Origin of the sequence: Azospirillum sp. CT11-132, from assembly GCF_047302835.1 — a bacterium.
GTDB lineage: Bacteria > Pseudomonadota > Alphaproteobacteria > Azospirillales > Azospirillaceae > Azospirillum.
This window is the reverse complement of record NZ_JBGLZA010000005.1, coordinates 461,195-474,856: the sequence shown is the minus strand read 5'-3', so window position 1 is coordinate 474,856 and position 13,662 is coordinate 461,195. Positions and strand designations below refer to the sequence as shown.

The window sequence follows — 13,662 nt, the reverse complement described above, 5'->3', positions numbered from 1 at the left end:
CGATGCATGGCATCCCCTCCCTCATCGGCGACGGTGGACGTGTTCTGGACCTCGTCGGCGTCGGCTTCGGCCCGTCTAATCTGGCCCTGGCGGTGGCGTTGCGCGAGGGGGGTGCCGGTCTGGCCTGCCGCTTCCTGGAAAAGCGCGAAACCTTCGTCTGGCACGGCAACATGCTGCTGGACGGCAGCCGGATGCAGATCTCGTTCCTGAAGGATCTGGTGTCGCTGCGCGACCCGACCAGCCGCTACAGCTTCCTCAGCTACCTGCACGGTCAAGGCCGGCTGCAGGACTTCATCAATCTGCGAACCTTCTATCCCAGCCGGCGCGAGTTCAACGACTATCTCGCCTGGGTCGCCGCCGATTTCGACGATTTCTGCGACTACGGGCTGGAGGCGACGGCGATCGAGCCGGCGCGGGTGGGAGAGGCGGTGCCGCTTGTCCGCGTCCATGCCCGTGACCGCGCCGGCCGCGAGCGGAGCTGGCTTGCCCGCAACGTGGTGATCGGCGCCGGGGCGACGCCGCGGATTCCCGACGCCTTCGACGGCCTCGTGCGCAGAGGTGCCGGGGCCGGGGGCGGTCCGCTCGTGATCCATTCCAACGATTATCTGTCCGCCGCGGAGGAGCTGGCGCGGGCCGGCCGGGTCGCGGTGGTCGGGCTTGGGCAGAGCGCGGCCGAGATTTTCCTCGACCTGCATGGGCGGGGCGTCGCAGTGGACATCATCGGGCGCGGACCGGCGATGCGGCCGGCCGACAGCAGCCCCTTCGCCAATCAGGTCTTCGACGCCGGCTACACCAATTACCTTTACGGCCTGCCCCCGGCCGAGCGTGCCGACCTGCTGCGCGCCTTCCACAACACCAACTATGCCGTCGTCGACCCCGATCTCATCGATGCCGTCTACGGCATCTTTTACCAGCAGAAGGTCGAGGGGACGGCGCGCCACGCGATGCTGACCCGGCACGAGGTGGTGGCGGCCCGCCGCGCCAGTAACGGCGACCCGGTGCTCGACCTCGCCAGCCTGGACGGCGGCGGACGCCACGAGCGGCGCTATGGCGCCGTGGTGCTGGCCACCGGCTATCACCGCCGCATCCACGAGGAGTTGCTGCAGCCGATGGGGCCCTGGCTGGCCGGCGGGGAGGTCAGGCGCAACTACCGCCTGCCGACCGTCCCCGGCTGCACCGCCGGCCTGTATCTGCAGGGCTGCTGCGAGGCGACGCACGGCCTCAGCGACACCCTGCTCTCAATCCTGCCGATCCGCGCGCAGGAAATCGCCACGGCCCTGACGGCGGACGCCGACCGGGGAGACGGCCAACAAATCCGCACAACGACATCAGCACAGTGACGAATGGGGGACTTTCGGAATGAAGACCATTGGGCAGCCCGGACGCCGTTGGGGAAATAACAGGGGGCGCGTCCGTCTGCTGGGGTCGGTCGCGGCGGCAGCCCTGCTGCTGCCGGCCGTCGCACTGGCCCAAAATGCAGTCCAGAATCCGGCGCAGAACACCGGAAACACATCGTCCGAGACGATGACGCTGCCGACGATCGACGTCAGCGCCGACCGCCAGCGCGATGCCAACCCGCCGACCACGGTCGGCTCCAAGCTGCCGCTCGCCCCGCGCGAGGTGCCGCAGACCGTCACCACGGTGCCGCGTGAACGCATCGAGGAACAGAAGCTCATCACGCTGGAAGACGCCATGCGGCAGACGCCCGGCGTCACGGTGGAACCGATCGACGGCAACCGCCTGAACTTCTATTCGCGCGGCTTCGAGATCACAACCCTGCAGTTCGACGGCGTGCCGACGACGCTGGACGACCGCATCTTCGCCTCGCCCGATCTGGCGATGTACGAGAGGGTCGAGGTGCTGAAGGGGCCGGCCGGGCTGCTGAACGGCATGGGCGGGCCGGGCGGTGCGGTCAATCTGGTCCGCAAGACCCCGAAGAAGACGCTGGAAGGCTATGGCGAGCTGACCGCCGGTTCCTATGCCAACTATCGCGGCGAGGGCGACATCACCGGTCCGCTGAACGAGTCCGGCAGCCTGCGCGGGCGCTTCGTCGGCGCCTATCAGGACCGCAACGCGTTCCAGGACTGGACGGAGCAGCGCCGCGGCCTCGCCTATGGCAGCATCGCCGCCGACCTGACGCCCGACACCACCCTGACGGCCGGCGCGTGGTACCAGCGCATGAGCTACCAGGGCGCCTGGAACCTGCCGGCCTATGCGTCGGTGGTGGGCGGGCGGCCGCAGCTGCGTCTGCTCGACGTCGACCGCTCGACCTCGCTGGGCGAGAAGTGGAACGAGGACGTCTTCACCACCAAAGGCGGCTTCGCCGACCTGGAGCACCGGTTCGACAATGGCTGGGCGGTGAAGCTGGCCACCCATTACATCGACAACGAGATGGACCGGAAGATGGCCTATGCCTACGCGCCGGTCACGCCGGGGGTGAACCGGACGACGCTGTTTGCACAAAAGCTGCGCTACGATCAGGAGCAGCTGGGCGCCGACCTGTCGGCCACCGGCAATTTCGGGCTGTTCGGCCTGACCCACGAGGTGGCCGTCGGCGCGAATTACGAGCGGACGACCTTCCGCCACCGCGCGGCCAATCCGTCCGGCAGCTGGTCGGTGACGCAGAACATCTTCTCGCCCGACGCCTCGGCGGCCGAGCCGGCCTGGCGGGACTGGCAGAAGGACACCAAGACCACCACCGACAGCTGGGGCACCTACGGCGTCCTGCGCCTGAAGCTGGCCGAGCCGCTGAAGCTGATCGTCGGCGGGCGGATGAACTGGTGGCAGACCAAAGTCGATGCCGACGCCCTGGCCGGCACCGCGGAAAGCAGCGCGTCCGTCCGCGGCAAGGTCACGCCCTATGCCGGCCTCGTCTATGACGTCAACTCCACCTACGCCCTCTACACCAGCGTCTCCCAGGTGTACGAGCCGCAATCCTACGTCGATGCGTCCGGCAAGGTGCTGGAGCCGTTGAAGGGGCGGCAGTATGAGGCCGGCATCAAGGCCGATTACTTCGGCGGCCGCCTGCACGCCACCGCCTCCGTCTTCCACATCGAGGAGGAGAACCGGCCGCAGTCCGACCCGCGCTTCCCCAACCAGTCCATCTACGTCTCCGGCGGCAAGGCGCAGAGCCGCGGCTTCGAGCTGGATGTCTCCGGCGAGATCCTGCCGGGCTGGGACGTCTATGCCGGCTACACCTTCACCCGTGCCAAGAGCCTGGACAGCAGCGCCAACGCGGCGAGCGCCTTCACCGCCATCGCGCCGATGCATCAGGTGAAGCTGTGGACCAACTACCGTCTGCCCGAGACCATTGACGACCGGCTGAGCGTCGGCGGCGGCGTCACCGCCCAGAGCTCGATGTACAACGAGTTCCCGTCGCTGAACTACGCCCTGTCGACGAGAGGGACCATATGATTAGAATGGGTCTGCTGAAGGATGGATGGAGAGTGTGATGAGGAGAATGAACACAGAACTGTTCTGATCAAGAAGTATGAGATGACAACAACAGACAAATTCCAAGAAGGATCATGGTAGCTATGCATCACATGATTCACAGAAGGGAAGATGGAGGCTCAGGGTGGACACAGCAGAGCATTCAGCTGAGGTTACCAGGTTTCCAGAACACACAGGCAGCAGCAGAAGACTGAATGGAATGGCCTCTGAGCTCAGCAGGGAGCCACACATTGCCACTTTGGCAGGAATTTTAATGCTGAGCATGGCCTCAGCTGAGGGCACAGAGCCAGCATCACTGCTCTTCTGATCTGCAGCAGTGCAGCCAGGGGCTGAGAAATGCAAATGGGATTCAAGGCAGGGGCTGAGAAGATACCAGGAGAGATGTCTGCTGCATCAGGCTGACAGACTGGGTGCCAACATTATGCAGTGGTGCTGACTGTCCAATGAGGCCATGCAGGGGCTAGCACCTGGAACAGAAGAGGAGGCTGAGAAGGCCTGTTGATCACAATGCCATGAAATGCTGAGCATTCTGCTCCTGGATTGATTCACACAGAATATGTTGGATACCCAGATCCCAGGCGGGGAGGCTGGAGCTGGTCTCCCCCATCCACTGTATGCTGCCATGATGCCCACGGAAGGTCAGCAGACGGAGAAGAAGTCGTCCATTGAGGAGCTGGTACAGCAACATCAGCACAGTGGCACGAGCGGGGTGCTGGAGCGAGCAGACCGCTCGGTGCGGCCATGCCACGCAGGGGCCAGAAGCTGGCCTTTCACTGGCCCATTACAGCCTACACCTGCGGGCGGGATTCGTCGGCTATTGGATCGTGTCCTTCGCGTCGGTGGCGATGCTGGCCGGGCTGATCTCCGGCGTCATCATCCACGCGCGGATCTTCAAGGACTTCTTCACCTTCCGCAGCTGGGGCCAACTTCGCCGCTCGCTGCTCGACCTGCACAACCTGACCGGGGTGCTGGTGCTGCCCTTCCATTTGATGATTACTTTCACCGGGATCGTCATCATCCTGCCGATCGTGCTGCCGGCAGGCGTCCAGGCGCTCTATGGCGGGGACGTGCAGCGCTTCTACGACGACGCGCTCGGCAATTACAGCCGGCCGCGCGCCGGCACCCGGGCGCGGGCGGCACCGCTCGACCCGATGCTGGCCGAGGCCAAACGCTTGTGGGGCGGCGGCGAGGCCGCAGTGGTCTTCGTCTACAATGCGGGCGATGCCGCATCGGTGGTCCGCATCAACCGCGACACCGGCGACCGCATCAGCCTGGATGTCCAGCCGGTCTTCTTCGACGGGGTGACCGGCGCGCTGCTGAAGTACCAGCGGCCGGGACCGATGGTGGCGGCGCACCGGGTGATGTCGGGGCTGCACTTCGCCGCCTTCGAGCATTGGCCGCTGCGCTGGCTCTATTTCCTGTTCGGCTTGACCGGCTGCGTGCTGATCGGCACCGGCATGCTGCACTGGATGGAGAAACGGCGCGTCATCCATGGCCTGCCCGGCGTGGGCTGGCGCAGCGTCGCCGCCCTGACCTGCGGCACCACCACCGGGCTGCTGATCGCCACGCTGGCGATGATGGCGGCCAACCGCCTGTTGCCGTCCGGAGTGCCGTCACGCGAGCTGGTGGAGGTCGGCGTCTTCTTCCTGACCTGGATCGCCAGCGCCGTTCACGCCGCGCTCCGCACCAAGCAGGATCCGCCCTGGAGCAGCCAGTGCGCCGCCATCGCCCTGCTGGCCGCGGCCTGCGTGGTGCTGAACTGGATCACCACCGGTGAGCATCCCGTCCGGGCGGCGGCGGCCGGCGACTGGGCGGTGGTCGGCGTCGACGCGGTGCTGGCGCTGACGGCGGCCGGTGCCTGGAGCGTTTCCAGGCGTCTGGCCCGGCGTGCGCGGCCCGAGGCGTCCACCCTGTCGAGGCTGACCGACCATGCCTGACGTCCTGTCCTTCCCCGCGATCTTCGGCCTCTGCTACCTCGCCTTCGGGGCGCTCGTCCTGACGGTGGAGCGGCATTGGCGCGATCTGGTCGATTCCCCGCGGGTCCTGCCGCGGCGGACGATTCATCGCCTGCGCTGTGCCGCGGCGCTGTGCATGGCGGCGGCCCTGTCTGCCGCGGTGCACCGGGACGGCGCCGGCTTCGGCATCCTGCTCTGGGTGCTGGCGCTGACCGCGGGTGCACTCGCCGTCAGCGCCACGGTCACATGGCTGTGCAGGCCGGCACGCGGCCGGACGCGGTGACGCTTTCGACGACGCCGGCAACCCTGTCCGGGTCGATCACGTCGCCTCGTGCGCCGCCCCGGCACAGGGCGCCGCGAAATCCCGGAAAGGGGCGATCACCAGATCCTCCCCGCTGCGGGTCACGCGGAAGGGGGCGATGTGCGGGGTGCCGCCGGCGCCCATCAGGTTGAGCGTCTCCTTGATATAATGGTCGGATCCGGTCAGCGCCCAGGCCGACCTCGGCGGAGCGGAAGCAGAGGATGATTCGGTCATACCCGCAGGCCCGGCAGAAGTTCCGCCTCCGGGTTGCGCAGCAGGCCGCAGCCGGGATTCGCGCGGCCGGCAAGCGCCTCTTCCATCAGGCTGTGGTTGTCGCGATGGATGCACCAGCTCTCGCCGGAAAAGCGCGCGCGCCAGTGCGGGAAGGCCGCGTCGACCAGCCCGTCGCGCGCCAGCGACGCCGCATCGGTCGCCGCGCAGGGGCAGGGTCCCGACTTGACCAGCACCAGCGCCGCCGCGTCCAGCTCCACCGCCAGCCATGCCGCGAGACTGTCGGAGGTGACTTCCCAGCTTTCGGCGATCTCCGGCCGATCCAGCACCATGGCGGACGGCAGCCACACCGCCGGCATCCGTGCCCGGATCAGCGACCGCAGCCGCTCGTGCGTCGCCGCCGTCTGCAGCGCCGGGCAGATGCCGTGCAGCATCAGCCCGAATTGTTCCATCGCCAGCAGGGCCATGCGATGGGCGAGGCGATCGTCGAAGCGCCAATTGTCCTGGGCATCGCGGACGGCATCGGCGAACGGACCGCCACCCGGCACGATGACCAGAGGGTGGAGATGGCCAGGACGGGCGATCAGGTCCAACCAGGTTCCCAGCCGGTGCCAGTCCGACAGGCTGCCGCCGATCTTGATCACCCAGGGCCGCGCCGCGGCGTCTGGCGATCCGTCTTCTGGCGATGCGTTGGCCGTCATCGGATCAGATCCGCCGGTCGGCCAAGCGGTCGGCCATGACCATCAGGCGATGTGACGCCGGCAGGGACGACGCCGGCATCTGGTCGCGCGTCCGCTCCAGCCTGATGCCCGGAACCGCGACCCCGTTGTAAATGTCCAGCTTCGCCACCGACACGCGGGCCGACTGCACCTGTTCGTGGGCCAGACACATACGGGCGATCTTCTCCGCCAGCATCTCGACCAGATTGGTGTGCTCGTCCATCAGGATCCGTTTCAACCCGGACAACAGATCATCGTAGGACAGCACATCGCCTATATCGTCGGAGAACTGGGCTCCGTCCTGGCGCACCTGCAGCAGAAGATCGATGCGCACCCGCTGAGGCGCGCCGCGCTCGTAATCGAAGACGCCGATCCGGCAGGGCAGGACGACATTCTCCAAAAACAACTCGTAGAGGCTGGCCGGGATGGAGGACAGCCGGGCGTCGGCCGTGGCCGCGCCGCGCGCGCATTGGGCGGAAAGGATCGTTTCGAGCATCGGTGCCGTCCTCCTGGCAGTTGTCCGGCGGGGCCTGACGCGGATCGGATGTGTGGCAGGCCGTTTTGTACCTTATCGGCGACCTGAGGAGGGCATGTGTTCGAATACGACACCGAATTGAGGAATCCCGCCGCCACCCGCCTGATTTCCCGGAGTTGAGCCTGCTCCGCACCTGCCGCATCAGGTCAGGCCGGCGAACTCGTGCGCGGCGGCAAGCGGGCTGTGCCGCTGGCTCTGGCGATCGCTTCGCGGGGCGATGCCGAAGTGATCGCGGTAGCATTTGCTGAAGTGGGTGGCGGAAATGAAGCCGCAGCTGATCGACACCTCCATCACCGACATGCGGGTTTGGCACAGCAGCTGCCGCGCCCGCTTCATCCGGAGGCCGAGATAGTATTTCGCCGGCGAGCAGTTCATGTATTTGCGGAACAGCCGCTCCAGATTCCGGCGGGACTGGCCCAGCTCCGCGGCGAGCGTCAGCAGGTCCAGCGGTTCCTCGATGTTGGCCTGCATCACCGCCACGGCGGAGTTGAGATCTTCGTGATCCAGCACCGGATTGACATGTAGTTCTTCCTGCTGGCGGATGCTGCCGGCCCGGATCTTGGTGTGGAGAAGCTGCTCGGCGATGTCCATCGCCAGCTTCTCGCCATGCCGGGCGGCGATCAGGTGCAGCATCATGTCGGTGGCTGCGGTGCCGCCCGCGCAGGTGAAGCGGTTGCGGTCGATGGTGAACAGCTCCCCCGTCGCCTCGATTTCCGGGAAGGTCTCGGCGAAGCCGGCCATGTTCTCCCAATGGATGGTGCAGCGGTAGCCGTTCATCAGGCCGGCCCGGGCCAGGATATGGCTGGCCGTGCACAGGGCGCCGAAGGCGATCCCCTGGGCGGCCGAACGCCGCATCCAAGAGAACACCGCCCGATCCTCGTACCAATGGCCTCCGATGCCGCTGCACACCATCACGGTGGACAGCTGTGGGGCGTCGGCGATGGCGTGGTCGACGCAGATCCGGATGCCGTTGCTGGCCCGCTCGACACCGCCGGTCGGGGAGAGCAGCACCCAGCGATACAGCTCCTTGCCGCTGATGTGGTTGGCAAGGCGGAGAGGCTCCACCGCCGCGGTGAAGGCGATCATGGAGAAATCGGGAACCAGGAGAAAGCCGATCGTGTCGACCTTGGAACCGTCGGACTGCTGTTCAATGCACTTCATTGTCCCGTGCCCCTCTTCCGCTTTCCTGTTCGTATCGTGGGTCGCGAATGGTCGGCGAACACGCTGTTTACCCGTGGCCTTGTTTGCTTCGGCGGCCACGTTCGGATGGGCGTGGGATCGATCCCTTTCCGCGCCATCAAACTTTTATGACAAGCAGCCTACGCAGGTTGCGGCCCCGTGACATTGAACAAAGCGGACATAATTCTTGAAGAAGCACGACGTTGATCGAGTTAGGATTGTTTTTGGTGCCAATCATCCGTATGTGCGAACGATAATATCATCCGGCGAGGTAATCCCGCATGTCCCAAACGGATGATCCTGGATGAACTTTGGACCCGGCCCTTATGAAAGGGCGCCGTCAGGTTGGCGTTGGACGGGTTGCCGGGGCGAGCGCCGTCTGGATATGGAGCGGCCTGACGACCCTCACCAACCGCCACAGCCGTCCGGCCTCCGACTGTCGTACCGCCCGAGCCCAAGCCTTCGCCATCTGGGCCAAGGTCGTAGGCGCGCAGTTGGTTGCCAAGTGATCGCCCGATCCCGGGCGTCCATGGGCAATCGGTGCCATCGATAATCGTCAGGATCAACAAGTTGAGGGTGCCATCGCGAGACCGACACCAAGGGGGTGATCCGCCACTTCACCTATGTGGTCAGAAAGTGAAGCCCCCCGCTGTGGAAATCGCCTGGGCGACAACCGCCAATGCCTGCTCCAGATCGGCCTTGGCAATGGTCAGCGGTGGGGACAGCGTCAGCACGGTGGCCTGCGAGATCTTCAGGCTGACACCGGCCGCGAGCGCCACGTAGAAGGTCGCCTCCGCCCGGTCGGCCGCGCTGCGGCCGTCATGGTCGGCCAGTTCCACCCCGATCAGCAGCCCGGCTCCGCGGATGTCGGCGATGCCGGGCAGCGCTGCGGTCAACTCGTGCAGACGATCCAGCGCGAAGGCGCCAAGGTTTGCGGCGCGTTCTGCCAGCCCCTCGTCCCGGATGATGTCAAGGGTGGTCAGGCCGGCGCGGGCGAGCAGCGGATTCTTTTCGTGGGTGTAGTGGCCGAGCGCCCGGTCGGCGGCCACGTCCAGCCCGGGGCGGGCGATCACCGCAGCCAGCGGCAGCATGGCGCCGCCCAGCGCCTTGCCCAGCACCAGGATGTCCGGCTGCGCGCCGAACGGCTCGTGGCTGAACAGGCTGCCGGTCTTGCCGAGGCCGGTCGGGATTTCGTCGAAGATCAGGAGGGCGCCGGTCGCGTCGCAGGCCCGCCGCACCTCCGCCCAGAATCCCGGCGGCGGCACATAGGGCACGGCGCGCACCGGCTCCGCCACCACGGCGGCGACGTCGCCCTCCTTTTCCAGCACATAGCGCAGCATCCGCGCACAGGTCATCCGGCAGACGCCAAGGTCCGGGCCTCCGCCGGGCGCCGGGTCGAAGCCGTAGGGACAGCGGGCGCAGGCGAAGGGTGCCACATGCTCGGTCCCCGGCAGCAGCGGTCCTATTCCATGGGAGCGGAACAGCGCCTCGCCGCCGACGCCGGATGCACCGAAGCCGGCGCCGTGGAAGGCGTCCCAGAAGGAGACGGTCTTGAAGCGGCCGGTGGCGACGCGGGCCAGTTTCAGCGCGATCTCGATCCCTTCAGACCCTCCCGGCGCGAACAGCACGCGGCTGCCGGGGCCGGTCGGGGCGACTGCCGCCAGGCGTTCCGCCAACTCGGCCGCCGGTTCACACGCGAAACGGCGCGGAGCGAAGCTAAGCTCGTCCATCTGCGTCTTGAGCGCCGCCACCAGCCGGGGGTGGGCGTAGCCGATGTGATGGACGCTGTTGCCGTGGAAATCCATGAAGCGGCGGCCGTCCATGTCCTCGATCCAGATGCCCTCGGCCTTGCGGATCGCCGACAGGCAGGGGGTGGACAGGGACTGTCTCAGGAAGGCGGCGGCATCGCGCTCCACCAGTGCGCGGGAGCGGGGGCCGAGGGCGTCCGCCATCCAGCGTTCGCGCCGCGGCCCGAGGTTGATGTCGCCTTCGGAACGGTCGGCCTGCATCGCGTCATCCTTCTGTAAATCGGCCTTTCAGCCGGTGATCTTGCCGGTGCGTGCGGCGGCGCAGGCGTCGTGCAGCGCCGGTGAAAAGGGGTCGACCCCGCCGAAACGGCCGGGCGCGAAGGGGGACAGGTCCACCGACCCCGGCTTGGCCAGGACGGATGCCGCCACGGACCGGCCGATGCCGCCCGACGCGGCGATGCCGGCGCCGCAACAGCCGGTGGCCATGAAGAGCCCCGGCACCTCCAGGACCGGCCCCAGCACGAACCGGCCATCGGCGGTGTAGGTGGACAGGCCGGAAACATAGTGGGCGATGCCGGCTTGCAGCAGTGGCGGACAGAGTCGCGCCAGCGCCTGCCAGCCCTCCTCCAGCGTCTCCCAGCCGCCGTCGGCGTCGGCAAGGTCCAGTCCGGCCGTGTCGGCGGGAAGCCGGGCCGGATCGAAGGCCAGCGACCGCCGTCCGCGCAACCCGAACAGCAGAGCGCCCAGTTCCGGCCGGGCATAGGCGCCGGCATCGGGCATGACCAGGGCGGGAAGATCGCGGGGGAACAGGTCGGGGTGCTGGCCGGTGATCCAGTATTGGCTGCGCACCGGCGCCTGCGGCAGCCCCACTCCGGCGGTCCAGGCCAGCCCGGCCGCCCAGGCGCCCGCGGCATTGACCACCGTCGGGGCCGAGATGACGCCATGGTCGGTGTCGATGCCCACCACCCGTCCCCCCTCCACCCGGATCGCCTGGACCGACGGGCCGATCATGATCCGCACGCCGGCGCGGCGGGCCGACCGGCGGTAGGCATCGGCCAGCCGGACCGGATCGATGAAGCCATCCATCGGCATGAAGGCGGCGCGTTCAACGGCCTCCACCGACAGGCAGGGCGCGAGGCGGGCGGCGCGGTCGCCGTCCAGCCAGTCGGCCGGGTCGGTGCTGTCGGCGACGAGGGTACGCAGGGCCTCGACACGCGCAGGGCTGGCGGCCACATGCAGGGTGCCGACCCGCCGCAGCCCGAGATCCTCGTCCAGTTCTTCTTCCAGGCTCGTGATGGCGGCATAGGTGTCCCGCACCAATGCCGCCGTCGCCGCATCGCCGCGGGCGCGGGTCAGCAGGGCGGCGGCCCGCGCCGTCGCCTGGGTCGCCGGCGGATGACGATCGACCACCAGAACCGACCGGGCGGCAGGACCCAGTTCTTGCCCCAGTGCCCAAGCGACCGCCAGCCCCAGGACACCGGCGCCGACCACCACGATTTCCGAGCGGTCGATGACAGAACCGGCCGTCACGGCTTCTCGCCGCGTACCAGCCGGGCCTCGATGGCGTCGAGCAGCGGCAACACCTCGGCCAGCGACCGGACAACGTAATGGGCGCCGGCCCGAGCCAGCCGATCGGATGCGGTGGCATGGAGCGCATCGCGCCGTTCGGGCGACAGGGCCTGCCAGTCGGCAAGCGGCAGGCCGACCTCGTTGCCGGTGTCGGCCACCGCGATGGTCCACATGCCGGCATTCAGCCCCTCTTCGACATCGACGATGGTGTCGCCGATCTTCACGCAGGCTTCCACCGGCGAGACCGACAGTTCGACCACGCAGCGCAAAGCCATCGCCGGACCGGGCCGGCCGGCCGGCGTCTCCCCGGCGCAGACGGTGATGTCGGGTTCATATCCCTGCGCCGCCGCCACGCGCTGCACCACCTCCATCACCGGTCGGGGGTAGCCGGTGGTCGAGCCGATCTTCAGCCCGTGCGCCCGCATGGCGGCAATCGTCTCCGCCGCACCGGGAATCACGTCGGAATGCCGCTCCACCACCTCCACCTGCAGTGGCAGGAAGGTTTCATAAAGCTGGTCGACATCGGCGTCGGTCGGGGCGGCGCCATGGACGGCGGTCCAGGCGTCGGTCACCGGCGCCATGCGGGTGATCGCCTGGATGTGATGCCATTTGGCCATCCCCATGGGGGCACGGGCCTGCTCCAGTGTGATGGTGACGCCGGAACGGCGGAAGGCCTCCATGAAGGCGCCGGCCGGGGCGAGGCAGCCATGGTCCACCGTGGTTCCGGCCCAGTCGAGGATGACCGCCTGGAGCGGCCCGGTGTAGCGGCGCGAATAGACGAAGCTCATCGGATTTGGCTTTCGAACGGAAGGAGCGGTCAGGGAGTGCCGGAAGCGACGCCCATCTCCGACAGGGTGGCGCGGATGGCGGCGAGGGCGGCGGTCATCTCTTCCGTCCCAAGCCGGCCGATGCAGCCGATGCGGAAGCTGTCGGCCACCGTCAGCTTGCCGGGATAGATGACAAAGCCGCGCTCGCGCAGCCGGTCGTAGAAATCGGCGAAGACGAAGGCCGGATCGGCCGGCATGCGGAAGGTGACGATGATCGGAGCCTGGATGTGGTCCGGCAGAAGGGTTTCGAATCCCAGTGCCCGCATGCCCTCGATCAGGATGGCGGCGTTGGCGCGGTAGCGGGCGCCACGGCCCGGGACGCCGCCTTCCGCCTCATGCTCGTCCAGCGCCTGGGCGAAGGCGGCGACCACATGGGTGGGCGGGGTGAAGCGCCACTGCGCGTTCGCCTCGAAGCCGCGCCACTGGTCGTGCAGGTCGAGCGACAGGGAATGGGCATTGCCCTTGGCAGCCTCCAGCGCGTCGCGGCGGGCGATGACGAAGCCCATGCCCGGCACCCCCTCCAGGCATTTGTTGGAGGATGCCGCGACCGCGACGGCGCCCAGCGCCGCCATGTCCAGGGGAAGCGCGCCGAAAGCGCTCATGGCGTCGATCAGCAGAGCGCGCCCGCGGGACCGGGTGACTTCGGCCACCGCCTCGATCGGGTTGAGGATGCCGGAGGTGGTTTCGCAGTGGACGATTGCGACATGGGTGATCGCCGGATCGGCATCCAGCGCCTCGGCCAGCGCGGCGGGCGACACCGGCAGATCCTCCGCCGTCTCCAGCGCCGTGACGGGTCGGCCGGCCACCTGGGCGATCCGCACCATGCGGGTGCCGTAGGCGCCGTTGACCAACACCAGCAGCCGGCCGGCGCGCGGCACCAGCGTGCCGATCATCGCCTCGACCGCGAAGGTGCCGGAGCCCTGGACGGGCACCGCGACATGGCTGTCGGCACTGCCGCCCGCCAGACGCACCAGCCGATCGCGGATGGCGGCGTTGAGGCCGATGAAGCGGCTGTCACGCGAGCCCCAGTCGCGCAGCATCGCCTGCTTGACGGTGGCGGAGGTGGTCAGCGGACCCGGAGTCAGCAGATAGGGCACAGTGTCGGACATCAGGGACAATCCCGAAGGGAAGAAGAGGACCGTGAC

12 protein-coding genes are annotated in these 13,662 nt (G+C 67.7%); 4 read left to right on the top strand and 8 right to left on the bottom strand.

The features are described from left to right. The first annotated feature begins 2 nt into the window (after nucleotides 1-2). The 4 genes from ACCD06_RS21845 (at nucleotide 3) to ACCD06_RS21830 (ending at nucleotide 5,691) form a co-directional block, all read left to right on the top strand. Entirely contained in the window at nucleotides 3-1,340 is a 1,338-nt protein-coding gene (locus ACCD06_RS21845) for a lysine N(6)-hydroxylase/L-ornithine N(5)-oxygenase family protein (RefSeq protein WP_413343475.1), read from the top strand. 19 nt (nucleotides 1,341-1,359) lie between these two features. After that, nucleotides 1,360-3,414 carry a TonB-dependent siderophore receptor gene (locus ACCD06_RS21840; RefSeq protein WP_413343473.1) on the top strand — a complete coding sequence of 685 codons (2,055 nt, stop codon included), beginning with the start codon at nucleotides 1,360-1,362 and terminating at the stop codon, nucleotides 3,412-3,414. A 734-nt stretch (nucleotides 3,415-4,148) separates the two neighbouring features. Further along, a complete protein-coding gene (locus ACCD06_RS21835) occupies nucleotides 4,149-5,390 on the top strand; it encodes a PepSY-associated TM helix domain-containing protein (RefSeq protein WP_413344073.1) in 1,242 nt (413 codons plus the stop codon). Then, nucleotides 5,383-5,691 (top strand): DUF3325 domain-containing protein, encoded by a 309-nt coding sequence (locus ACCD06_RS21830; protein WP_413343471.1) that lies wholly within the window; start codon nucleotides 5,383-5,385, stop codon nucleotides 5,689-5,691. Before ACCD06_RS21835 ends, ACCD06_RS21830 begins: the two co-directional genes overlap by 8 nt. Nucleotides 5,692-5,727: 36 nt before the next feature. Here ACCD06_RS21830 and ACCD06_RS21825 read toward each other — a convergent pair whose 3' ends face one another. The 8 genes from ACCD06_RS21825 to ACCD06_RS21790 form a co-directional block, all read right to left on the bottom strand. Then, nucleotides 5,728-5,943 (bottom strand): hypothetical protein, encoded by a 216-nt coding sequence (locus ACCD06_RS21825; protein WP_413343469.1) that lies wholly within the window; start codon nucleotides 5,941-5,943, stop codon nucleotides 5,728-5,730. Then, nucleotides 5,940-6,641: a uridylate kinase gene (locus ACCD06_RS21820; protein ID WP_413343467.1), complete on the bottom strand. Its 702-nt coding sequence runs from the start codon at nucleotides 6,639-6,641 to the stop codon at nucleotides 5,940-5,942. The genes ACCD06_RS21825 and ACCD06_RS21820 overlap by 4 nt, the downstream gene beginning before the upstream one ends. Nucleotides 6,642-6,645: 4 nt before the next feature. Further along, entirely contained in the window at nucleotides 6,646-7,155 is a 510-nt protein-coding gene (locus ACCD06_RS21815; protein ID WP_413343465.1) for a dihydroneopterin aldolase, read from the bottom strand. Between the two features lie 180 nt (nucleotides 7,156-7,335). Next, nucleotides 7,336-8,355, bottom strand: coding sequence for a GlxA family transcriptional regulator (locus tag ACCD06_RS21810; protein WP_413343463.1), 1,020 nt, complete (start codon nucleotides 8,353-8,355; stop codon nucleotides 7,336-7,338). Between the two features lie 647 nt (nucleotides 8,356-9,002). Next, the gene (locus ACCD06_RS21805) at nucleotides 9,003-10,382 is read right to left on the bottom strand and encodes an aspartate aminotransferase family protein (RefSeq protein WP_413343461.1); all 1,380 of its coding nucleotides are present in this window, start codon (nucleotides 10,380-10,382) and stop codon (nucleotides 9,003-9,005) included. A gap of 27 nt (nucleotides 10,383-10,409) precedes the next feature. After that, nucleotides 10,410-11,651, bottom strand: a complete 1,242-nt coding sequence (locus ACCD06_RS21800) for an NAD(P)/FAD-dependent oxidoreductase (RefSeq protein ID WP_413343459.1) — start codon at nucleotides 11,649-11,651, stop codon at nucleotides 10,410-10,412. After that, nucleotides 11,648-12,478 (bottom strand): phosphonoacetaldehyde hydrolase, encoded by an 831-nt coding sequence (gene phnX / locus ACCD06_RS21795; protein ID WP_413343457.1) that lies wholly within the window; start codon nucleotides 12,476-12,478, stop codon nucleotides 11,648-11,650. The genes ACCD06_RS21800 and phnX overlap by 4 nt, the downstream gene beginning before the upstream one ends. 29 nt (nucleotides 12,479-12,507) lie before the next feature. Further along, the gene (locus ACCD06_RS21790; protein ID WP_413343455.1) at nucleotides 12,508-13,626 is read right to left on the bottom strand and encodes a 2-aminoethylphosphonate--pyruvate transaminase; all 1,119 of its coding nucleotides are present in this window, start codon (nucleotides 13,624-13,626) and stop codon (nucleotides 12,508-12,510) included. Nucleotides 13,627-13,662 lie beyond the last annotated feature (36 nt).